Source organism: Streptomyces sp. PKA51 (genome assembly GCF_057552455.1).
In genome coordinates, this window is record NZ_BAAJPZ010000001.1 from 526546 (window position 1) to 548096 (window position 21551).

23 protein-coding genes are annotated in these 21551 nt (G+C 74.0%); 11 read left to right on the plus strand and 12 right to left on the minus strand.

Annotated features, from left to right (window positions below):
• Window positions 1-118: 118 nt before the first annotated feature.
• A complete protein-coding gene (locus tag AC27L3_RS02045; RefSeq protein ID WP_487232215.1) occupies window positions 119-1666 on the plus strand; it encodes a hypothetical protein in 1548 nt (515 codons plus the stop codon).
• A 320-nt stretch (window positions 1667-1986) separates the two neighbouring features.
• Here the strand turns inward: AC27L3_RS02045 and AC27L3_RS02050 are convergent, their stop codons facing one another.
• The 3 genes from AC27L3_RS02050 to AC27L3_RS02060 all read right to left on the minus strand — a co-directional run bounded on the left by AC27L3_RS02050 (window position 1987) and on the right by AC27L3_RS02060 (window position 6833).
• Entirely contained in the window at window positions 1987-3432 is a 1446-nt protein-coding gene (locus AC27L3_RS02050; RefSeq protein ID WP_487232216.1) for a glyceraldehyde-3-phosphate dehydrogenase, read from the minus strand.
• Window positions 3433-3528: 96 nt separating this feature from the next.
• Window positions 3529-5259, minus strand: coding sequence for a DNA polymerase/3'-5' exonuclease PolX (polX, locus tag AC27L3_RS02055; RefSeq protein ID WP_487232217.1), 1731 nt, complete (start codon window positions 5257-5259; stop codon window positions 3529-3531).
• A 410-nt stretch (window positions 5260-5669) separates the two neighbouring features.
• Complete coding sequence (locus AC27L3_RS02060; RefSeq protein ID WP_487232218.1) at window positions 5670-6833, minus strand: serine hydrolase domain-containing protein; 1164 nt, start codon at window positions 6831-6833, stop codon at window positions 5670-5672.
• A gap of 219 nt (window positions 6834-7052) precedes the next feature.
• Here AC27L3_RS02060 and AC27L3_RS02065 point away from each other — a divergent pair, with 219 nt between their 5' ends.
• Window positions 7053-8201, plus strand: coding sequence for a baeRF3 domain-containing protein (locus AC27L3_RS02065; RefSeq protein ID WP_487232302.1), 1149 nt, complete (start codon window positions 7053-7055; stop codon window positions 8199-8201).
• 60 nt (window positions 8202-8261) lie between these two features.
• Here the strand turns inward: AC27L3_RS02065 and AC27L3_RS02070 are convergent, their stop codons facing one another.
• The gene (locus AC27L3_RS02070) at window positions 8262-8561 is read right to left on the minus strand and encodes a hypothetical protein (RefSeq protein ID WP_487232219.1); all 300 of its coding nucleotides are present in this window, start codon (window positions 8559-8561) and stop codon (window positions 8262-8264) included.
• Between the two features lie 149 nt (window positions 8562-8710).
• Here AC27L3_RS02070 and AC27L3_RS02075 point away from each other — a divergent pair, with 149 nt between their 5' ends.
• From AC27L3_RS02075 to pqqB, 6 genes are read left to right on the plus strand one after another with little or no spacing between them, the layout of a single operon-like run.
• A complete protein-coding gene (locus AC27L3_RS02075) occupies window positions 8711-9229 on the plus strand; it encodes a GNAT family N-acetyltransferase (protein ID WP_487232220.1) in 519 nt (172 codons plus the stop codon).
• A 35-nt stretch (window positions 9230-9264) separates the two neighbouring features.
• The gene (pqqA, locus tag AC27L3_RS02080) at window positions 9265-9474 is read left to right on the plus strand and encodes a pyrroloquinoline quinone precursor peptide PqqA (protein ID WP_487232221.1); all 210 of its coding nucleotides are present in this window, start codon (window positions 9265-9267) and stop codon (window positions 9472-9474) included.
• Complete coding sequence (gene pqqC / locus AC27L3_RS02085; RefSeq protein ID WP_487232222.1) at window positions 9468-10205, plus strand: pyrroloquinoline-quinone synthase PqqC; 738 nt, start codon at window positions 9468-9470, stop codon at window positions 10203-10205. Before pqqA ends, pqqC begins: the two co-directional genes overlap by 7 nt.
• The gene (gene pqqD, locus AC27L3_RS02090; RefSeq protein WP_487232223.1) at window positions 10202-10498 is read left to right on the plus strand and encodes a pyrroloquinoline quinone biosynthesis peptide chaperone PqqD; all 297 of its coding nucleotides are present in this window, start codon (window positions 10202-10204) and stop codon (window positions 10496-10498) included. The genes pqqC and pqqD overlap by 4 nt, the downstream gene beginning before the upstream one ends.
• A complete protein-coding gene (gene pqqE / locus AC27L3_RS02095) occupies window positions 10491-11561 on the plus strand; it encodes a pyrroloquinoline quinone biosynthesis protein PqqE (protein ID WP_487232224.1) in 1071 nt (356 codons plus the stop codon). Before pqqD ends, pqqE begins: the two co-directional genes overlap by 8 nt.
• A gap of 34 nt (window positions 11562-11595) precedes the next feature.
• Window positions 11596-12552, plus strand: a complete 957-nt coding sequence (gene pqqB / locus AC27L3_RS02100; protein WP_487232225.1) for a pyrroloquinoline quinone biosynthesis protein PqqB — start codon at window positions 11596-11598, stop codon at window positions 12550-12552.
• Here pqqB and AC27L3_RS02105 read toward each other — a convergent pair.
• Entirely contained in the window at window positions 12539-13285 is a 747-nt protein-coding gene (locus AC27L3_RS02105) for an AAA family ATPase (protein ID WP_487232226.1), read from the minus strand. The genes pqqB and AC27L3_RS02105 overlap by 14 nt on opposite strands.
• A 175-nt stretch (window positions 13286-13460) precedes the next feature.
• Here AC27L3_RS02105 and AC27L3_RS02110 point away from each other — a divergent pair, with 175 nt between their 5' ends.
• Window positions 13461-14150 (plus strand): GntR family transcriptional regulator, encoded by a 690-nt coding sequence (locus AC27L3_RS02110; RefSeq protein ID WP_487232227.1) that lies wholly within the window; start codon window positions 13461-13463, stop codon window positions 14148-14150.
• A gap of 167 nt (window positions 14151-14317) precedes the next feature.
• On the opposite strand, the gene AC27L3_RS02115 is transcribed toward AC27L3_RS02110, so the two are convergent.
• The 3 genes from AC27L3_RS02115 to AC27L3_RS02125 form a co-directional block, all read right to left on the minus strand.
• Window positions 14318-14887, minus strand: coding sequence for a methyltransferase family protein (locus AC27L3_RS02115; RefSeq protein WP_487232228.1), 570 nt, complete (start codon window positions 14885-14887; stop codon window positions 14318-14320).
• A gap of 157 nt (window positions 14888-15044) precedes the next feature.
• Entirely contained in the window at window positions 15045-15908 is an 864-nt protein-coding gene (locus AC27L3_RS02120) for a DMT family transporter (protein ID WP_487232229.1), read from the minus strand.
• Window positions 15909-15930: 22 nt separating this feature from the next.
• Entirely contained in the window at window positions 15931-16926 is a 996-nt protein-coding gene (locus tag AC27L3_RS02125; protein WP_487232230.1) for a C40 family peptidase, read from the minus strand.
• Window positions 16927-17112: 186 nt separating this feature from the next.
• Here AC27L3_RS02125 and AC27L3_RS02130 point away from each other — a divergent pair, with 186 nt between their 5' ends.
• Window positions 17113-17283, plus strand: coding sequence for a hypothetical protein (locus tag AC27L3_RS02130; protein ID WP_487232231.1), 171 nt, complete (start codon window positions 17113-17115; stop codon window positions 17281-17283).
• Between the two features lie 11 nt (window positions 17284-17294).
• On the opposite strand, the gene AC27L3_RS02135 is transcribed toward AC27L3_RS02130, so the two are convergent.
• The 3 genes from AC27L3_RS02135 to AC27L3_RS02145 form a co-directional block, all read right to left on the minus strand.
• A complete protein-coding gene (locus tag AC27L3_RS02135; RefSeq protein ID WP_487232232.1) occupies window positions 17295-17594 on the minus strand; it encodes a DUF4190 domain-containing protein in 300 nt (99 codons plus the stop codon).
• The gene (locus tag AC27L3_RS02140) at window positions 17537-17698 is read right to left on the minus strand and encodes a hypothetical protein (protein WP_487232233.1); all 162 of its coding nucleotides are present in this window, start codon (window positions 17696-17698) and stop codon (window positions 17537-17539) included. The genes AC27L3_RS02135 and AC27L3_RS02140 overlap by 58 nt, the downstream gene beginning before the upstream one ends.
• 143 nt (window positions 17699-17841) lie before the next feature.
• Window positions 17842-18936: a carboxylate-amine ligase gene (locus AC27L3_RS02145; protein ID WP_487232234.1), complete on the minus strand. Its 1095-nt coding sequence runs from the start codon at window positions 18934-18936 to the stop codon at window positions 17842-17844.
• Window positions 18937-19098: 162 nt separating this feature from the next.
• Here AC27L3_RS02145 and AC27L3_RS02150 point away from each other — a divergent pair, with 162 nt between their 5' ends.
• Window positions 19099-20574, plus strand: a complete 1476-nt coding sequence (locus tag AC27L3_RS02150) for an MFS transporter (protein WP_487232235.1) — start codon at window positions 19099-19101, stop codon at window positions 20572-20574.
• Between the two features lie 16 nt (window positions 20575-20590).
• On the opposite strand, the gene AC27L3_RS02155 is transcribed toward AC27L3_RS02150, so the two are convergent.
• A complete protein-coding gene (locus AC27L3_RS02155) occupies window positions 20591-21538 on the minus strand; it encodes a PrsW family intramembrane metalloprotease (RefSeq protein ID WP_487232236.1) in 948 nt (315 codons plus the stop codon).
• Between the last annotated feature and the right edge of the window lie 13 nt (window positions 21539-21551).

Consider the following 21551-nt stretch of genomic DNA (forward strand, 5'->3'; position numbering starts at 1 on the left):
CGGAAGAGTGGGTTACGCCTTCTTACGAGTGAATGATTGTCGGATCGAGCGAACGCGACCGCCCATGACGGCAGGATCACGGTTCTCTGACAGATCTGACAGCAGGGAGCCCCCGGCCATGCCCGCTCCGACTCCGGATGAGCAGGGGCCAGGCGGCGCTCTGCTGAGGCTGCGCGACGCCGTGCAGGCACTGCACGCGCAGGCCGGCAATCCCTCCTACCGTGCCATCGCCAAGAACTTCGAGGTCGACGACCACAAGCGCATCGCCACCGCGTCCCACAACACGGTGGGCGACATTCTGACAGGCAAGCGGCTCACCCGCCGGGAGACCCTCCAACTCGTGGTGCGCCAGCTGCACGAGGACAGCGCGGACCCCAGACCGTTCGCATCGGTCTGGCCCGCCTACGAGGAACTGTGGTTCGCCGCCGACAAGGAACGACGCCACCGCACGCTCCCCGAGCCCTTCCGGCACTTCCTCACCGCGCTGCAGGACGAGGTCCTCGCCCCGCTCGGCGACGACACCGGCGCGCTCGCCGCCCGGGCCGGGCTGTCCGAGGACGACCTCAAGACCCTTTCCGACGGCACGCGCCTGCCCGAACCGCACGAAGTCGAAGCGCTGCTGGCCCTGTCGGGCGACGACCGGCCGCCGCTTGCGCCCGCGGTCCGCCGGCACCTGATGGTGGCCTACTACGACATGCTCCGCGCCTGCGCCCCCGACCGGTACGCGGACGCCATGCTGCGCGAGGAGTGCGAGGCCCAGCGCGAGTACCGCCGGATCCTGGAGCAGCGCCTGCACCGCGACGAGCAGCGGCGGCAGCAGGACGCGATCCGGCACGCCGCACAGCTCGACGGCCTTCTGACGGCGCTGCACGACGCGCAGACGCACGCCGCCGACCAGGCCGCCGGCGCCCGCAACCGGCTCGGTGCGGCGGTCCGCCGCACCGAGCGGCTGGAGCGGCAACTGCGCCGCGAACGCTGGCTCAAGGACACCGCCCAGGCCCATGTCCGGGCCCTGCAGGGCCTGGTGGGACTGCTGCGGGAGCACACCCGGCCCGCCGCCGGACGGGAGCAGTACGTGCGCATGCTGCAGGACCGGCTGGCAGCGGCCGAGCGGGAGGCCGGACAGGCATGCAAGGCGGCCGCGGACGCCAGGAGCCTGCTGCTCGACATGCGCAGCGAGCGCGACGCCTCCGAACGCAAACTCGCCGAGCAGGCGGCGCTCCAGGAGGCCGCGACCACCGTGGCGTCCGCCGCCGAGCAGCTCGCCGCGCCCGTCGTCCCCGTCCTGCCGCAGAGCCCGTGGAACGGCGCATGGGACGGCGCGTTCGACCCGTCGGTCCTCGACCTGACGACCGCGTCGTCGCCGGACCACGCCGGCCACTCCTGGTACCACGTGCCGCCGACCGGACACCCGGGGTACGAGCCGTACGCGACGACGCCCCCGGGCCCGCTCCAGGCCCCCGCGGCGCCGCCTGCCCCGGGCGATCTGTCCGCCCTGGACACGTCCCTTACATGGCACTGCGGCCTCAGCCCGCTGTCAGAGGCACTCGATGCCCCGCCTGTGACAGCCGTCGAGCCGGTGGTGCTCCCCAAGGGCCCGCTCCGGCGCCTCCAGGCCGTCTTCCGCACCCGCGCCGGCCGCCACGCCCGCCCTCGGCAGCCCTGAATTGGGGGGCCGCCCGACGGATCATGCGGCGCCCCGCAAGGGGCGCGGTGCGGTGCACGATCTGCGGCTGCCGCCGCGTGGGCGCGACAAGCGGCCCCTGGGGCGGTGCGTCGACTGCGGGTCGTCGGTGGCCGATCGCGCAGTTCCCCGCGCCCCTACGGGGCGCCCCGTAGGGGCGCGGGGAACTGCGCGACAAGCCACAACGTGCCCGCAGACGGGGTGCCGTGCCGCGTCCACGCGGCGGGCAGCCGCAGACCGAGACCGCCCCGCACCCCTGACGGGGTGCGGGGCGGCCGGGGGCGCGGGGCGCGGCGGGGGCCTTAGGCCACCGGGGCCGGGTAGGTCGGGTACTCCACGCCGGAGACGTGCTGGACGACCCGGATGACCTGGCACGAGTAGCCGAACTCGTTGTCGTACCACAGGTACAGGATGGCGTTGTCGCCGTCGACCTTGGTGGGGCCGGCGTCGATGATCGAGGCGTGGCGCGAGCCGATGAAGTCGCTGGAGACGGCGTCGGGCGCGGTGGTGAAGTCGATCTGGCGCTTGAGCGGCGAGGTCAGCGAGACGTTGCGCAGGTAGTCGAGGACCTCCTCGCGGGTGGTCTCGCGCCCGAGCTGCAGGCTGAGGATCGCGATCGAGACGTCCGGCACGGGGACGCGGATCGAGCTGCCGGTGATCTTGGCGTTGAGGTCGGGCAGCGCCTTGGCGACGGCGGAGGCCGCGCCGGTCTCCGTGATGACCATGTTGAGCGCCGCCGAGCGGCCGCGGCGGTCGGCCTTGTGGAAGTTGTCCAGCAGGTTCTGGTCGTTGGTGAAGGAGTGGACGGTCTCCACGTGGCCGCGCAGCACGCCGTACTCGTCGGCCATCGCCTTCAGCGGCGGGACGATCGCGTTGGTGGTGCAGGAGGCGCAGGACAGGATCCGCTCGTCCGGCTTGATCGTGTCGTGGTTGACGCCGTGGACGATGTTGGGGACGTCGCCCTTGCCCGGCGCGGTCAGGACCACCTTCTCGATGCCGGGGCGCAGGTGCTGCGAGAGGCCCTCGCGGTCGCGCCACTTGCCGGTGCTGTCGATGAGGATGGCGTTCTTGATGCCGTACGCCGTGTAGTCGATCTCCGCCGGGTCGTTGGCGTAGATCATCTTGATGGTGTTGCCGTTGGCGACGATCGTGCCGTTCGCCTCGTCCACGGTGATCGTGCCCTGGAACTGGCCGTGGATGGAGTCGCGCCGCAGCAGCGAGGCGCGCTTGACGATGTCCTGCTCGCCGCCCCGGCGCACGACGATGGCGCGCAGCCGCAGGCCGTTGCCGGAGCCGGACTTCTCGATGAGCAGGCGGGTCACGAGGCGGCCGATGCGGCCGAAGCCGTACAGGACGACGTCGCGCGGCTCGCGGCACTCGATCTTGTTGGCACCCGTGGCGCCGGCGACGGCGCGGGCCGTGAACTCCTCCACCGACAGACCGCTGTCGTCGGCCTTGTACGTCGCGGCGAGCATGCCGATGTCGATCTGCGAGGGACCGAGGTCGAGCGTGGTGAGAGCCTGCAGGAAGGGCATGGTCTCGGTGACCGACAGCTCCTCACCGGCGATCTGCCGGGCGAACCGGTGGGTCTTGAGGATGCTGATCACCGACTTGTTCACCAGGGAACGGCTGTGCACCAGGACCGTGACGTCCCGCTCCCGGTGCAGCTTCCCGATGAGCGGGATCATCGACTCCGCGATCTCCTCGCGGTTCTTCCAGTTCGTGAACGAGTCGTCATTGACTATCACAGACACAGGCTTCTCTTTCGAGCTAGGCAGCGCTCATATGCTAACCCGATGCTGTGATCGATCAAGCGATGCCCCTCAGGTGTGACTCATCCCTCGTCAGCCGGCTCGTCCGCCCGGCCGCAGGAAGCGGCGCAGCCGCTGCAGCGGCCAGGTGTTGATCACGTCGTCCTTCGTCAGCCAGCCGCGCTGGGCCGTGCCCACCCCGTAGCGCATGTAGGGCAGGTGCACGACGGAGTGCGCATCGGTGTTCACCGCGAACTTCACGCCGTACCGCTTGGCGCGCAGGATCTCCTCGTCGCCCAGGTCCAGGCGCTCGGGGTGCGAGTTGATCTCCAGGGCGGTGCCCGTGCGGGCGCAGGCGGCGAAGACCTCGTCGAAGTCCGCGTCGATGCCCGGACGCCTGCCGATCTGGCGCGTGGTGGGGTGGCCGATGATCGCCACATGCGGGTTCTCGCAGGCCCGTACGAGCCGGCGGGTCAGCTCCTCGCGGGTCTGGTTGAAGTGCGAGTGGACCGAGGCCACGCACAGGTCGAAGCCGGCCAGGAACTCGTCGGGCCAGTCCAGGTCGCCGTCGGGGCCGATGTTGAGCTCGGTGCCGTGCAGCAGCCGCATCTTCCGGTGCTTGCCGTCCAGCGCCTGCACGCGCTCCCGCTGGGCGAGGATCTTCTCGTCCGTCATCCGCTGCATGTACAGGTTCGGCGCATGGTCGGTGATCGCGTAGTACGCGTACCCGCGTTCCGCCGCAGCGCTCACCATCTGCTCCAGCGTCGACACACCGTCGGTGAGGTCGGTGTGCGTGTGGAGATCCCCGCGGATGTCGCCTTCCCCGACCACGTCGGGCAGCTCACCCTTCAGGGCTGCGGCGATCTCGCCGCGGTCTTCCCTCAGTGTCGGCGGAATCCACGGGAGACCGAGCTTCGCGTAGATCTCCTCTTCGGTCGCGGACACCGCCTTCCTGCCGCTCTTGGCGTGGAAGAGCCCGTATTCGGAGAGCTTGTAGCCCTGCTTGATGGCCATCTCGCGGATGCGGATGTTGTGCGCCTTCGAGCCCGTGAAGTACAGCAGCCCGGCGCCCCAGGAATCCAGGGGCAGGACCCGGAGGTCGACCTGCAGGCCCTTCGTCGTCCGGACGGACGTCTTCTTCTCCCCGCGCGCGATGACCTCGGCGGTGTGCGGCAGCGCGCAGAACGCCTCCATGGAGGGGGCCGAGTCCGCCGCCGCGACGAGCACGTCGATGTCGCCGATGGTCTCCCGCATGCGGCGCAGCGACCCCGCGTACCCGCACCGCTCGCAGCCGCTGACGGTCGAGAGCTCGGCGACGACCTGCTCCGCTACGTCCATCGCGGAGCCGAGCAGGATGCGCCCGCCGGCCTTCTGCATGAGCTCGATGCCGTGCAGGATGTTGGCCTGCGTCTTCTCCCCGAAACCCTTCAGGTCGCGCAGGCGTCCCTCGTGAAGGGCGTCCAGGAGCTCCGCCACGGAGGAGACGTGCAGCTCCTCGTAGAGGGTCAGGGCCTTCTTCGGGCCCAGGGTGGGGATCGAGATCAGCTCCCGGACCCCGGCCGGGATCGCCGCCCGGGTCTCCTCGACGGCCGAGACCCGCCCGGTGCGCAGGTACTCCTCGACCTTCTCGGCGATGGACTTCCCGACGTTGGGGATCTCCTGCAGCCCCTTGGCGTCGAGCCGGGAGACGTCGGTCGGGTGGCCGCCGATCGCGCGGGCGGCCTTCTCGTAGGCACGGGCCTTGTAGGCGTCGCCGCCGGTGATCGCGACGAGGTCGGCGTACTCCTGCAGGAGCGCCTCCACCTCCTCGTTGGGCCGGACCATGGCTCCAGCCTCGCCACCGGGCCCCGCCCCCGCAACCCCGCCCGGGTCGCGGGCGGCCCTCTCAGGAGCCGGAGGGCCGCGACGCGGTGGCGGAGGGGCGGCAGCAGGCGCTGCGCTCGGCGCCGGGCCGTGGGGACGGGGTGGGCTCCCGCCCCTCGTCGCGGCCCGGACAGGACCCGACGGCAGGGGTGGGCGGGCCCGAGAGCAGGCCCAGTACGGCGGCGGTGCCAAGGGTCATGACGGCGGTACGACGCATGGTGCACCTCTCATCCGGTCATCCGCTCGGACATACGGCATCTGCCCCGCAGCGGCCCCGACACGCGCGTGGTCGCCCGTACGGAGGATGGGACGCCGGCTGCAGAAACGCTTTCTCGGTGGTGCGTACGAGTCGCCGTGCACCCCGCGAGCCGTCAGCCGCCGCAGAACTCCGCCTCGAACAGCGGGCGCGTACCCCGCACCACCCCCAGGGCGTCGAGCACGAAGACGGCCGAGCGCCGGCCGTCGCGCGTGACGCCCACCGCCGACACCCAGCCCGGCACCGCCCCGTCGTGCCCCCACAGCGTCACCCCGCACGAGAGCGTCCGCTCACCGATGCCGAGCCCGTAGCGGCCGGTGCCCTCGGTGGACGTGTCGACCGTGGTGAGCATCTCCGCCAACTGCCGCCGCGGCAGCAGCCGGCCACCGAGCAGCGCCCGCAGGAAGGCGTCGAGGTCACCGGTCGTCGAGATCATCTCCCCGGCCGCCCCCGCGGCCGTGGGAGACAGCGCCGTCACGTCGTGCAGAGCCGATCCGCCGCCCTCGCCCGGCAGCCGCACGTACCCGCGGCCCATCGGCCGCGGCAGGGCGGTCGAGCGCCCGGGCACCGAGGTGGCGCGCAGGCGCAGCGGCCGCAGGATGCGGCGCTCGATCTCCTGCGCGTACGGGTGCCCGGTCACCCGCTCGACGATCATCCCGGCGAGGAGGTAGTTGGTGTTGGAATAGCTCCACCCGCGGCCCGGCGCGAACAGCGGTCGGTGCGCCAGCGCCGTCGCGACCAGCGAGGACGGCGTGCGGACGGCGAACCGGCGGGCCGGGAACTCCCGCTCGGAGAGCCGCCGCCGCAGCGCCGGGTCGTCCGTGTAGTCGACGATGCCGCTGGTGTGGTTCAGCAACTGGCGCACGGTGATCCGGCGGCCGTCGTAGCCGTTCCCGTGCACGACCCCCGGCAGCCGGAGCTCCACCGGATCCGACAACCGCAGCCGGTGCTCGGCCTCCAGCTGCAGCACCACCGTCGCCACGAACGTCTTGGTGATGCTCCCGACGCGGAACCGGCCCCGCTGCCGCGGCGGCCCCGACGGCGCGAGCGCGGCCGCCCCCGCCGCGGCAGCCCGCACCCGCCCGTCCGTCCGCGTCCGCGCCACCACCCCGGGCACGCCCGCCCGCACCACAGCCGCCATGGCGGCCCGCGTCGCCGCGCGGGGCGCCTCCGCCGGCAGGGGAGCCGGACCGGCGGCCCATGCCTGCCCCGCCAGCGTCAGCGACGCGAGCACGGCCGGCAGCCGCCTGCCGACGGCCCCGCGGACGGCACGCACCACCACACCACTCCTGCTCCCCGGCACCGGAAACGATCGGCCCCGGCACCATCGCTACCGCCCCCGCCCGGCCGGTACGCGCCGGGCCGGCTGCACGTCATCCGTACGAGTACCGCCGCGGACGCAGGGCAGGTGATCCGTGTGGCCCCGCTCGATTGGCCGTGCGCCCGAAGCTCTGGTCACCTGGAAGACACCCCGCAGGCCCGGAGGAGGACCTTGACGATGGACATCGGCGAGCTGACCGACGCAACCCTGCGAGACCTGCGGCGGCCGCGTGAATACCCGGCCGTGTCGGTGCTCCTGCCCACCAACCGCCGCACCCCGTACAACCCCGAGGACCCCCTGCGGCTGCGCGTCACCGTCGCCGAGGCCAAGCGCCGGCTGGAGGAGGACCCGCGCGTGAGCCGCGCGGCGCGCATCGACGTCGACAAGCAGCTCGACGCCGCGTGCGACGAGGTCGACCTCACCCACTCGAGCGACGGCCTGCTCCTGCTCGCCGCCCCCGGTGAGCACCACGTCTGGTACCTGCCGCGCTCGGTGCCGCAGCGCGTCGTCGTCTCCGACTCCTTCCTCACCCGCAACCTGGTCGCCGCCCGGCTCGTCGAGGAGCCCTACTGGGCCCTGGTGCTCTCCGAGGGCGAGACCCGGCTGTGGGACGGGGCGGGGGAGACCCTCATCGAGGCCACCGACCGGGGCTTCCCCGTGCGCCCCGCCATCCCCGACCACCAGGACGCCCTGCCCGGCGCCCACTTCGACAAGGTCGGCAACCACCCCCTGACCGTGCGCGAGGAGAAGCCCGTCGAGCGCACCCGGCAGTACATGCGCTCGGTCGTCGGCGCCCTCACCCCCGTCCTGACCCGCGAACCACGGCCCCTGTACGTCGTCGGACTGCGCGAACACATCGCCCTGTTCGAGAAGCTGTACCCCAGCCCGGCGGCCGTCACCGCCCGCGTGGAGAGCGGCGGCGCCGTCGCCAAGACGGCCCACGAACTCCTCGACGTCCTGCAGCCCGCCTTCCACGAGCGCCGCACCTCGCGCCGCGGCGACGTCCTGCGCCGCCTCAGCGACGCCCGCGGCCAGAAGCTGTTCACCTCCGGGCTCGACGAGATCTGGCAGACGGTGCGCCAGGGCCGCGTCGCCCTCCTCGCCGTCGAGGACCACTACCAGGTCACCGCCCGCGTCGACGGCAACGGCGGCCATCCCGTACGGCTGGAGGAACCCGTCGAACCCCTGACGGCCGACCCGGCCATCCGCGAGGACGTCGTCGACGAGATCGTCGAGGCCGCCCTCGACAACGGCGCCGAGGTCGAATTCGTCCCCGACGACACCCTCGCGCAGGAGGACCGCCTGGCGGCCGTCCTGCGCTACTGAGGCCGGCCGGCCCCGACGCGACGCGCAGCGCCCCGGCGCGACGCCCCGACCGGCCGCCCGTCAGCCGCCGAGCACCCCGCCGAGGGCCCGACCGCCCGGGAGGAGGGCGGTCACGGCGTCGGGGCGCAGGCCGCCCAACAGGGCTGCGGCACCGGGCTCCTGCGAGGCGTCCTCCACCGGCGCAGGCAGGGTCCTGACCGCCTGCTGCTGCGGGGGCGTGTCCCGGTCCGCAGGGGCGCCCACCTGCGGACCCGGTGCCGTACCGTCGGCCGGCGGGGCGGCCGCGACCGGGCCGCAGAGGCCCAGGACGGTGGCTCCGGCCAGCAGCGCCGCCACGGCGGTCATCCTCTTCCAGCGCATTGCCCGCTCTCCTTCTCGTGCCCGTCCGGTACCCATGGCTTCGCGGCCTGTCCTGCCCGTGGACCCGTCGGAGTAGTCGCGGCATCACCCGTCCGTGGGCGAGGAAATGTTCCGGCACTCCCGGTGCGGGCGTGCCTATGCTGCCGGGCATGATCCGACTGGAGCGGCTGCACGCCGGACACGCCACGGCGCTGCTGGCCTTCGAGCGGGAGAACCGCTCCTACTTCGCGCGGTCCGTACCCGACCGCGGGGACGCCTACTTCGACGACTTCGCCGCCCGGCACCGGGCCCTGCTCGCCGAACAGGACGCCGGCATCTGCCACTTCCACGTCGTCGTGGACGACCGGGGCGACCTCGTGGGCCGCGTCAACCTCCTCGACGCCGCCGAGGGCACGGCCGAACTGGGCTACCGCGTCGCCGAGCGCGCCGCGGGGCGGGGCGTGGCGACGGCCGCCGTGGCGCAGGCGCGCCACCTCGCCGGCACGGCGTACGGACTGTCCGCGCTCACGGCGCGCACCACCCTCGACAACGCGGCCTCCAGGGCCGTGCTGGAGCGCAACGGCTTCACCGTCGTCGGCGACGTCCGCCTCGACGGCCGCCCCGGGCTGCGGTACTGGGCCGTCACCCGATCCGGCGATTGCGGTCCGCCGGCAGGTGAAGGACGCTGAAGGGAAGGCGTGTTCGGGCACCAGGGGGAGGGGCCATGCCGGAGACCGCACTGCGCACGGAAACCACGCGGCGCACGCACACCGCACCGCACATGCACACCGCACCGCGCACGCACACCGCCGCGCTCACCGGGGTGCCGCCCGCGCACGACGCGGGTGACGCGGCCCGACGGGCCTGGGAGCCGCCCGACTTCACCGATGTCGAACTGGGCCAAGAGGTCACCGCCTACGCGGGCCGGTGGTAGTGATCCCCGGCCGGGCGGCGCTCGCCGACCGCTGCCCGGAGCCCCGCAGCCCGGCGGAGTTCGGAGCCGCGCTGCACGCCCACGCCGACCGCTACTGGGACCGGCATCCGCTGCACGTGCGCCTGCACCGAGGCGGCCTCGGCCGCCGCGAGCTGCAGCAGTGGATCGCCAACCGCTGGTACTACCAGAAGTCCCTGCCCCAGAAGGACGCCGCGATCGTCGCCAACTGCCCCGTCGCCGACGTCCGCCGCCGCTGGGTGCGCCGCATCCTCGACCAGGACGGCGACGGCGACCGGCCCGGCGGCAACGCCGCCTGGCTCGACCTCGCCGAGGCCGCCGGGCTCGACCGCGCCGAAGTGCTCGACGAGCGCCACGTCCTGCCCGGCGTGCGCTTCGCCACCGACGCCTACGTGAATTTCGCCCGGACCCGGCCGTGGCCGGAGGCCGTCGCCGCCTCCCTCACCGAGCTGTTCTCCCCGGCCCTGATGCGCGAACGGCTGGCCGCCCTGCGCACCCACTATCCCTGGATCGGTCCCGCCGGCCACCGCTACCACCTCGCCCGCCCCGAGGCCGCCACCGCCGACGCCGAGCACGCCCTCGCCGTCGTCACCGCCCACTGCACCACCCGCGGCCGGCAGGACGCCGCCCTCGCCGCCCTGGCCTTCAAGTGCGACGTGCTCTGGAGCATCCTCGACGCCCTCGACCAAGCGCGGCGGACGGACGGGCCGTGACCGGCCCACCCCCCGCGCGCTGGCGACTGCGCACCGGCGTACGGCTCGCCCACGACCCCGTGCGCGGCACCGGCGTCCTGCTGCACCCCGACGGCGTCCTGCTCCTCAACGCCACCGCCACCGCCGTCCTCGCCCTGTGCGACGGCGCCACCGGCGAGGCCGACCTGGCGGCCGCGCTGACCCGGACGTACACCGGCGTGCGCGCCCGGGACGTCCGCTCCTTCCTCGGCCGCCTCGCCGCCCGGCAGCTGATCGAGCCCGTTCCCGGCCGGCCGGGGACCGGCGATGGCTGAGCCCCGTCCCCTCGGCATGCTCGCCGAGCTCACCCACCGCTGCCCGCTGCGCTGCGGATACTGCTCCAACCCCGCCGGCCCCGCCGCGCGCGCCGGCGAGCTGACCCCGGCCCAGTGGTGCCGCACCCTCGACCAGGCCCGCGACCTGGGCGTCCTGCAGGTGCACTTCTCCGGCGGCGAACCCCTGCTGCGCCGCGACCTGCCGCGCCTCGTCGCCCACGCCCACACCCTCGGCCTGTACACCGGCCTCGTCACCGGCGGCCAGGGTCTCACCCCGGTGCGCCTGTCCGCCCTCGCCGCCGCGGGGCTGGACCACGTGCAGATCAGCCTGCAGGACGCCACGGCGGCCCCCGCCGACGCGATCGCCGGCCGCCCCGCGCACCGCCGCAAGCTGGCCGCCGCCGCGCTCGTCACGGAGTACGGCCTGCCCCTCACCCTCAACGTCGTCCTCCACCGCGCCAACATCGACCGCACCGCCGCGCTCGTCGACCTCGCCGCAGGTCTCGGCGCCGACCGGCTCGAGCTCGCCAACGCCCAGTACTACGGCTCCGCCCTGCTCAACCGCCGTTCGCTGCTGCCGACGCGGGAACAGCTGGATGCGGCCGAGGCGGTGGTGCGCGCCGCGCGGGCCCGGTACGGGGGCCGGCCGGACATCGTCTACGTACGGGCCGACTACCACGACGGCGTACCCAAGCCCTGCATGCACGGCTGGGGCAGCCGCCAGTTCACGGTGGCCCCCGGCGGCGAGGTGCTGCCGTGCCCGGCCGCCGCCCGGATCCCGGGCCTGGGCGTACGCACCGTGCGCGACACCCCTCTCGCCGACATCTGGTACCGCTCGGAGGCGTTCAACCGCTTCCGCGGCACCGACTGGATGCCCGAGCCCTGCCGCAGCTGCCCGCTCAAGGAGAAGGACCACGGGGGCTGCCGCTGCCAGGCGTTCGAGCTGACCGGCGACGCCGCCGCCACCGACCCGGCATGCCGGCTCTCCCCGCACCACGGCCTCGTCCGCGCCGCCGTCGACGAGGCCCGCGCCGCACCCGGCGGCCTGCCGTACCGCCGCTGATCCCCACCACGTCACCGGACAGAAGGGACACCGCATGCGGCTGCGCATCCTGGGCACCGCGGCCGGTGGCGGACTGCCGCAGTGGAACTGCGCCTGCCCCGGCTGCACACGGGCGCGCACCGCCGGGCACCGCGCCCGGCGCACCCAGGAATGCCTGGCGGTGAGCGTCTCGCCCCACGTCTGGTACCTGGTCAACGCCTCGCCCGACCTGCGCACCCAGATCCTGGCCGCCCCCGGCCTCACCCCGCCCGACGGCACCCGCGACACCCCGCTGCGGGGCGTCCTGCTGACCGACGGGGAACTCGACCACACCGCCGGCCTGCTGGCCCTGCGCGAGGGCGCCGCCCTGGACATCTACGCCCCGGCGGCCGTGGCGGCGGCGCTGGACGAGCAGTTCCCGCTGCGCAGCCTGCTCGCCCCCTACGGAGCGGCCCGCTGGCATGCCCTCGACGTCCCCGCCGCCGGGCGCCGGTGGACGCTCGACGGCGGCCGGCTGCGGGTGACGGCCGTACCCGTCGGCGACAAGCGCCCGCGCTACGCGGCCGGTCCGGCCCGGCCGGGCCCCTGGGTGGTGGCCTACCGCTTCGAGGAGCCCGCGACCGGAGCCTCGGCCCTCTACGCGCCCTCCCTCGCCCACTGGCCGGACGCCCTCGACGCGGCGGTGGCCGGCGTGGACTGCCTGATCCTGGACGGCACCTTCTTCGGTGAGGACGAGATGGGGGAGCGGACGCCGGCGACCGGCCGGGCCGCCACGGCCCGCGGCATGGGCCACCTGCCCATCGGCGGCCCCTCGGGGACGCTCGCGCACCTGCGGCGCCACCCCGGCGTCCGGCGCCTGTACACCCACCTGAACAACACCAATCCCGTGGCGGATCCGGCCTCGCCCGAACGCGCGCTCCTGGCCGCGGCAGGCGTGGAGGTCGCCGAGGACGGGACGGAGATCGTGCTGCCGGGTGCCCGCGCCGCGCGGCGCGGGGTCAGCGGCCGCTGAGCCACCGGCGCACCGGCCCGGCCGGCGGCCGGGCCACCGCCCGCGCCCCGTCGTCGCCGAACGCGGCGGTCACCACGCGCTCCCGGGAGACACCGTCCAGCAGCACCACCGAGGCCGCCTCCGCCACCGGCGAGGGCACCGCCCGCCCCTCGGGGACGGCGCCCGGCCCCGGCAGCCGTCCCAGCAGGCGCTCCAGCCCCTGGCGGTGCCTCAGGAAGACCCGCCGGGACGCCCGGCGCCCGCGCGCCCGCTGCCCGGCCAGCGCCTCGTCCGGCGTGACGGCCAGCAGCACCAGGTGCAGCGCGCGCCCCTGACGCCCGGCCGCGCGGGCAAGCCACCGGCGCAGCCACGGCCGGCTGCCGCAGTCGTGCACCAGGAACGGGCCGCCGGCGCGCACCTGGGCCCGCAACCAGCGGACGTGCTCGACGCGTGCCCAGGGCCGGTAGACCGCGTACGGCAGCCAGGCGGGCATCACCGCCTCGCAGGCCACGTGCACCGTCCGCGGGTCGACGGCCGGAGCCGCCGCCGACAGCCGGTGCAGCAGGGTGCTCTTGCCGCTCCCGGGCAGGCCCGAGACGACGACCACGGCACCGGCCGGGTAGGACAGGACGAACGGCTCGCCGGGCAGCCCCCGCAGGTCCACCAGCCCCCGCGGCCGCAGGGGGCTCGCCTGCGGCGGGGCGGCCGCACCGGTCGCCGTGCCCGTCGCGGCCGGGCTGCGTATGTCGTCCACTGTCGTCCCCTGCTCGAACCGGTCGCCCGCCGAAGGAGCGGGACAGCCAAGGAGACGTCCGCACAGGTCGGCCGGTTCTCGGCAGTGTTCTCGCAGATTGGACCGGACCTACCGTCAGATGGAGCAACGTGACATTGTACGCTGGGTACCCGCAGCAGTACGGAGGATGGACAGCATGGGGCACCTGAAGCAGCGCAACCTCGTCACCGCGCGCGAGCGGCTGCGCGACCAGGTGGCCAACGCCCTGCGCGCCGCCCTCATCTCCGGCGAACTGCGCCCCGGCGAGGTCTACTCCGCGCCCGGCCTCGCGGCCGACTTCGGCATCTCCGCCACACCCGTGCGCGAGGCCATGCTGGACCTGGCCCGCGAGGGGCTCGTCGAGCCCGTGCGCAACAAGGGCTTCCGCGTCACCGAGGTCAACGAGCGCGACCTCGACCAGTTCACCGAGATCCGCCTCCTCATCGAGGTGCCCACCGTCCGCGGCCTCGTCGGCACGGCGGCCCGCGAGGAGCTGGAGGCCCTGCGGCCGGTGGCGGTGGAGATCGTCGAGGCCGCCCGCGCCCACGACCTCATCGGCTACCTGGAGGCCGACCGCCGCTTCCACCTCACCCTGCTGGGCCTGGCCGGCAACGAGCGCCTCGTCGAGACCGTCGGCGACCTGCGCAAGCGCTCGCGCCTGTACGGGCTGACGGGCCTGGACGAGCGCGGCGAGCTGCTGCCCTCGGCCGAGGAGCACCTGGAGCTGCTCGATCTGATGCTGGCCGGCGACGCCGACGGCTCGGAGGCGTGCATGACCCGGCACCTGGGCAAAATAAGGTCCCTGTGGGCGGCCGAGGCGACGGTGCCCGACCAGCGGCACGCTTAGCGCCCCGTAGGGGGCGCGGGGCAGTGTCGTCGCGGCACTCCATCTTCGCATCTGCGGGCGCATTGTGGCTTGTCACGCAGTTCCCCGCGCCCCTTACGGGGCGCAGTGGTGCCGCGTGACGAAGATCGCCGGACCGGGTCCAAGGGCCGCCCGCTCCCTACAGCCGGTCAGTACACGTACGGCACCAGCCGTTTGGTGCGGCGCCGGTAGTCGGCGTACTCCTCGCCGAACGAGGCCAGCAGCAGCTCCTCCTCCGCGCGGATCCGCCAGCCGTACGCCACCAGCAGCAGGCCCGTGACCAGGACGAAGGCGAGCCAGCCGCCGACCGCCAGCGCGTAGCCCGCCCACACCAGCAGGCTGCCGCAGTAGCCGGGGTGGCGGACCAGGCGGTACGGGCCCTCCTGGACCAGGCGCTGGCCCTCGTCCGTGCGCAGGGTGCGCGTGTAGTACCGGCCCAGCGTCCGCATGCCCCAGGCCCGGACCGCGAGGCCCGCCACCGCCAGCACGACGCCCGCCCACCGCCACCTCACCGGCAGTTGGGCGACCGAGGCGGCCGACAGCCCGGCCACGACGACCACGGCCACCAGGTAGGAGCCGAGCAGCAGCCGGGTGCTGCCGCGGTCGTCGGCCCCGGCCTGCCAGCTGGCCGTACCGGCCTCCTCCCGGCGGCGCAGGATCAGCTCGTAGGCCGCCCACAGCAGCACGGCGAGGACGACCAGCAGATTGGGTAGCGCCATCGGGTGTCCTTTCGCCCGGGCCTGCGGGGCGACTCACCGCAGCGTCTGCTGCGCATGCTCCCCGCACGCGGCCGGCCGCGCCAGGCGGCATGCCCGCCTCCGCGCTCCCCGGCGCACACCCGAGCGCCACCGTCCCATGCCCCCGACGCGTCAGCGCTCACCGGAGGGTCTGCGCGTACGGCACCCGGGGCAGGATCGTGGTACCGATGACGATCAGCAGCACGCCCACGGCCTCGGGCAGCAGCCACCAGCCGGTGCGGATGTGCTCGTGGAAGACGAGCATCCCCAGGATCAGGCTGACGGTCGCGTCGCCCAGGGTGAGCGCGGGCTGGGAGGCGACCAGCGGGCCCGACTGCATCGCGTTCGACAGCAGGAACAGCGCACAGGCGCCGGTCGCGAAGAAGCCGTACGTCTGCCAGTCGGTGAAGAACGCCGCGGTGCCGTCCTGCTCGAACGTGATGGCCGCCGCCTTCATCAGCGCCGCCGTGACCGCGTACCCGATGGCCGCCGCCGCACCGAACAGCGCGGCCCGCGCCCGGCCGCCGGGACGGCGCAGGGCCACCCCCACGCACCCGCCGGTCACCGCGGTCGCGGCGATCAGGGTGTACGCCCACACGTCCGCGGGGACCTGCGCCCGGCCGCCGTGCGGAGCGGCCGCCGCCAGTGCCAGCGCGAGTCCGGCGGCGACCATGACCACGGCGGCCCAGCCGTACCCGGGCAGCCGGCGATGCAGCACGAACGAGGCGATGACCAGGGCGAAGGGCAGTTCGCTGACGAACAGGGGCTGCACGAGCGCGAGGCTGCCGAAGGTCAGGGCGAGGGCCTGGCAGGCGGCGGCGCAGATCACCGCCGCGATGCCGCCCAGCCACACCGGGGTGTGCAGCAGGTCGAGCATCAGCCGGAAGCTGAAGGCGTGGGCCTGCGGCACGTCCTGGGCGGCCTTGCGCTGCAGCACCGTCGCCAGGGCGTTGCTCACCGCCGCCAGGAGGGCGAAGAGCACGGCCAGCGCCGGCGCGGACACGGTCCGGGCCCCGGGGCGCGCGTCAGCGGCGGCGCAGCAGGCTGCCGAGCGGCGTGCCGGGCGTGCCCCCGGCCCTGCCGGGCACGGGCACCGACAGCCGGAAGTGCTCGGTCAGCGAGGCGGTGCGCATCAGGTCCCCGGGGGTGACGAAGTCCGGCGCGGCCGCCATGGCCCGGATCTGCTCCAGCGCCTCGCCGGGCGGGACGGGCCCGTGGTGCTCCCGCGGCCGCGCGGCGCGGTGCAGGGCGTTGCCGAAGGCCGTCATGGAGGCCAGGAGCTCGCTCTCGCCCGGCTCGGCCGGGGGAGCCGAGACCGGCAGGGCGTGCCCGAGCGGCAGGAAGTCGGTGCGCCCGACGGCGGTGGCATAGGCGGAGACCAGGGGAGCGAGCGCCTTCTCCGCGGCGGCCGCATCGAAGGCGCCGGCGGCCTCCGGCACGGGCAGGCGGGACAGCCCCGGGTGGGAGTGCGCCCACTCCAGGAGCGTGCGCCCCTCGGCCGCGGCCTCGTCGCCGCCGATCTTGAGCATGTACGGCTCGCAGGGCCGGGCCTCGCCGTGGCAGCGGGCGACGAACTCGGAGCAGATCATGGGCTGCCGGCCGCGCTCGGCCATGGCGTTGACGGCGCAGGCGGCCTGGTCGAGAACGGTGCGCACCATGCGGCGCCCGCCCGGGGGCAGCGGCACCCGCCGGGTCGTGCACAGGACCGCGAGCAGCACGATCTGCTGATGGGCGTAGGAGACCGGACGGGCGAGGTAGCCGCGTGCCACCTCCAGGACCGGGGACATGTCGGCGGGCGTGGCCAGGGTGCGCCCGACGGCCAGGTCGTGCTCGTCCATGGCCTGCTCGAAGGTGACCGTGCGCAGACCCTTGCCGACGGCCTCGGCGACGGTGTCGGCGTCCAGGGCGAGCGCGGCGTGGCTGACCTCGCTGTCGTCCACGAGGCAGATCGCCCGCGAGACCCATCCGGTCCCTCGGGTCAGGACGACGTCGCCGGGCTCGATGGGCTCGGGGAGGGCCATGGGGGACCTTTCGCTGCGTGCGGCGGGGGACTCTCGTGCGGTTCCCGCCCGTCGCGCACGGCAAGCGGACTTCCCTCCGTGTTGAGCCGAACGGGTGAACGCATCCCCCGACCTCTTTGGAGCGGGCCCCGTGCGGCTACGAGTGTGCGTGAGCCCCCGCCACGTCAGGACCTCAAGGAGTACGTGATGAGCGAGTACACGACGCCGTCGCAGGCCGAGGGCGAGCGTGACGAGGAGGACATGGAGGACGCGCACGGCAAGCCCCTGCACGAGACGCACCCCATGACCACGCGCACCACGCCGTCGCAGGCCGAGGGCGAACGGGAGGAGAACGAGGGCAACAACGCGAGCCGGTGACCCGAGGGCCCTCAGCCCTCCGTGAACCAGCTGGGCGTGCCCTGCACGAAGGACAGCACGACGAACAGCAGCAGCCCGGCCGCGCCCAGGACCATGCCCAGCACGGCGCGGAAGCGCCGCGCGGTGCCGCGGGTCAGCGCGGTCCCGCCCAGGACGAGGGCGCACGGGCCCAGGACGACGTTGAACACCAGGAGTCCGACCAGGCCGGTGACGAACGACCACACGGCCATCAGGTCGGCGTCCCGGCGCGCCGTCAGCTCCTGTGCCGGTGCGTCCGGCGGCGCTCCCGCAGGGCGAACAGCGCGATCCACGCGCAGATCACCGCCGCGGACGCGAGCGTGACCGGTAGCGGTACGTGCGCGGCGGTGCCGCACAGCAGACCGAGCAGGAAGAGAGCCACGACGAGGAACAGCATGACGTTCCATCCTCCTTTTCCTCCTTCCTCCTGGACGTCCTCCGGAACTTCCCCTTGCGGCGAGGCCGTCCGACCGGACGTGTGCCCCGGGCCCCGGCTCCCACGCGGGATGCGCCCGCGAGGTGTCCGGACTCACATGCGCCTCAACCGGCGCTGCCTTCGAGGGTGATGAGGTCGAGCAGGGCCGGGAAGCCGCCCTCCGCCAGGGCCTGGCGCTGTCGGCCGGCGGGGTTGCCCCGCTGCAGGAAGCGGTGCAGGAGGGAGGTGACCTCGCGGGTGTCGCCGTACTCGTCGAGGGCGGGCGTGATGTGCTCGACGAGCTCGCACACGAGGTCGCCGGCGGGACGCTGCCGGCCCCGCGTGTCGATGAGCCTGCCCTGCAGGCCGTAGCGGGCGGCGTGCCAGTTCGCGGCGCACAGCATCTCGTGGGCGCACGGGGGCACCGGCGCGCCCTCGCGTTCCTGGCGCAGGCCGGTGGCCACCAGGGCACGGACGAGGCCGGCGAACATCACGGCCTCGTCCGCCGTGAGCTGGACGTCGAAGCAGCGGACCTCCAGCGTGGGATAGCGGTCGGACAGGCGCGCCTGCCAGTAGACCTGCCCGGTGTCGGCGATGGCTCCCGCCGCGACCAGGGCCTGCACCCGGCGGTTGTAGTCGGTGCGGCCGGCGAACCGGGGCGGCGGACCGGAGACGGGCCAGCGCCCGTAGACGACGGTGCGCCAGCTGGCGAACCCGGTGTCCTGCCCCTGCCACAGGGGGGAGTTGGCGCTCATCGCCACCAGCAGGGGCAGCCAGGGGCGCAGCCGGTTCAGGGCGGAGACGCCCCGGGCGCGGTCCGCCACGGCCACGTGCACGTGCATGCCGTTGACGAGCTGCTCGTCGACCAGGCGCGCGCCCTGCTCGCGCAGGCGCAGATAGCGCGGCTTGGGGGTGACCTCGGGGGCGAGGCTGTCGCACAGCGGCGCGGCTCCGGAGGCGACGGCCCGGCAGCCGGCCCGCTCGGCCGCGGCCCCGGCGGCGTGCCGCAGCCGCAGCAGGTGCCCGCCGAGCTCGGAGAGCTCCCGGCAGACGGGGGTGGCGACCTCCAGCTGCGCCTGCAGCAGCTCGGGGCGCAGTTCGCCCTCCTCCGCGATGGTCCCGAAGCCGGCGATCTCCTGGACCTGCTCGGACAGGGGCACCGGCAGTGCCCGGTCCGGGTCCAGCAGGAGGTATTCCTCCTCGACGCCCAGCGTGATCACGAAGCTGCACGCATCCCTTCGCGGGATGCACCGCGCATGGCTCGCACAGGGGGCATTTTACTCTCCAAGGCCGGTGGCGGCGCTGCGCGGCGGAGCCGTCCGGCAAGGGCATGCCCACCGCACCCCCGGGGAAGGCGAGGACCCAGGCAGAAGGGGGTGCTCATGGCAATGGCCGATCAGCGGTCCGGGGGCCGGGACGGGACGCTCACGACGTCGATCCCGGCGCGCCTGGACCGGCTGCCCTGGTCCCGCTGGCACTGGACGGTGGTGATCGGGCTCGGGACGGTGTGGATACTCGACGGGCTGGAGGTGACCGTCGTCGGCAACATCGCCTCCCGGCTGGCGGAACCCGGCAGCGGACTGCCGATCACCAGCGCCGAGGTCACCGGCCTCGCGGCGGCCCTGTACGTGGCCGGCGCCTGCACCGGGGCGCTGTTCTTCGGCTGGCTGACCGACCGTCACGGCCGCAAGAGGCTCTTCCTGCTCACCCTGGCCCTGTACCTGGCGGCCACCGCACTGACCGGGCTGTCCTTCCAGTCCTGGTGGTTCTTCCTCTTCCGGTTCCTGACGGGCTGCGGCATCGGCGGCGAGTACGCGGCCATCAACTCCGCGGTGGACGAGCTGATCCCGGCCGCCCACCGCGGCCGTGTCGACCTGCTGATCAACGGCAGCTTCTGGATCGGCGCGGTCGGCGGATCGCTGTTGTCGATCGTCATGCTGGACACCGACGTCCTGCCCGCCGACCTCGGCTGGCGGCTCACCTTCGGCCTCGGCCTCGTCCTGGGACTGGTGATCCTGCTGGTGCGCCGGCACGTCCCCGAGTCACCGCGCTGGCTGTTCATCCACGGCCGCGGCGAGGAGGCCGAGGAACTCGTGGCGTCCATCGAGCGGCGCGTCGCCGACGACACCGGACGCCCCCTCCCGCCCGCGCGGGGCAGCATCACCGTCCACCAGCGCGACGCCACCGGCTTCGGCACCGTCGCCCGCACCGTCTTCCGCTCCTACCCGCGCCGGGCCGCGCTGGGCCTCGCCCTCTTCATCGGCCAGGCGTTCCTGTACAACTCCATCACCTTCGGGTTCGGGGCGATCCTCACCCGCTTCTTCGCGGTGCCCTCCGGGCACACCGGCTACTACTTCGCCGTCATCGCCTTCGGCAACTTCCTCGGGCCGCTGCTGCTGGGCCGGCTCTTCGACACCCTCGGCCGCCGCCCGATGATCACCGGGACGTACGTGGTCAGCGGGCTGCTGCTGTTCGCCACCGCCTGGCTCTTCGGCCGTGGCACCCTGAACGCCGCCGGCCTGACGGCCTGCTGGTGCGCGGTGCTCTTCTTCGCCTCCGCCGGCGCCAGCAGCGCGTACCTGACGGTCAGCGAGGTCTTCCCCATGGAGACCCGCGCCCTGGCCATCGCCTTCTTCTACGCCGTCGGCACGGCCGCCGGCGGGATCACCGGGCCGCTGCTGTTCTCCCGGCTGACCGGCACCGGCGCCGTCGGCGACACGGTGCTCGCCTTCTGCATCGGCGCCGCCCTGATGACGGCCGCCGGCCTCGTCGCGGCCTTCCTCGCCATGCCCGCCGAACGCCGCTCCCTGGAGGACATCGCCGCCCCGCTCTCGGCCACGGCCCCCGGCAACGGCTGACACCGGACCCGGCGGCTCACGGCCCCGGACGGACGGGGATGCGCCACCCGCCGGGCCCCGCCCGGCCGGCCGGGGCCCGGCGGGCCGCACGGGCCTCGGCCAGCAGCCAGGCCACGCCCACGGCGCCGACGAGCGCCAGGCCGCCCCAGGAGAGCACCGTGAACACGTCGATCTGCTCCTGGGTGGGCCGGGGCAGCCAGCCGTTGCGCAGCAGCTCGTACTGGCCGGGCGTACCGGTCAGCAGCAGGGTCACGATCAGGGCGATGTCGTGCATCGAGTCCCACAGGGCGTGCAGCGCGGAGACGCCCAGGTAGGCCAGGACCAGGCGCCCGGTGACGACGACGTGGTCCCGGGTGCTGGGGGAGAACAGCACACCGCCCAGGATCGCGGTCCACAGCCCGTGACCGACCGGGGACAGCAGGCCCCGCAGGACCTCGGTCTGCACCAGCTGCATCAACGACAGGCCGCGGACGGTGAACAGGGCCGTGAAGGCGTAGCCGGCCGACTCCAGTGCGGCGAAGCCGAAGCCCACCGCCGCGCCCAGCACCATGCCGTCGCGGACGGACTTGGTGGCCAGGTGCCGGGTGAGGAACGCCAGGGTGCACAGCTTGACCGCTTCCTCGATCAGCCCGACCCCGGCGAACAGCCACGGCGAGGGATGCAGCAGGTACGTCTCCAGGACCGACGCGGCCAGCACCCCCAGCACCCCGCCCGTCAGGAACGTGCCGAAGACGAGGGTCGGCGTCAGCTCACCGGTGTCCCTGCGCTCGAAGGCCCAGGCCACGAAGGTGACCGGCACCAGGAAACTGCCCAGCAGCACCAGGGTCGGGACGAGGTTGGGGTTGCCGGTCACGAAGGTGACCGCCACCGTCAGCAGCCACAGCACCAGCCCCGAGAAGAAGATCCGCAGCCAGGGCCGCCGGTGACCGGGGCCCGGCGCCGCAGGCGCCTGCCACATCGTCATGCGTGCTCCCGGT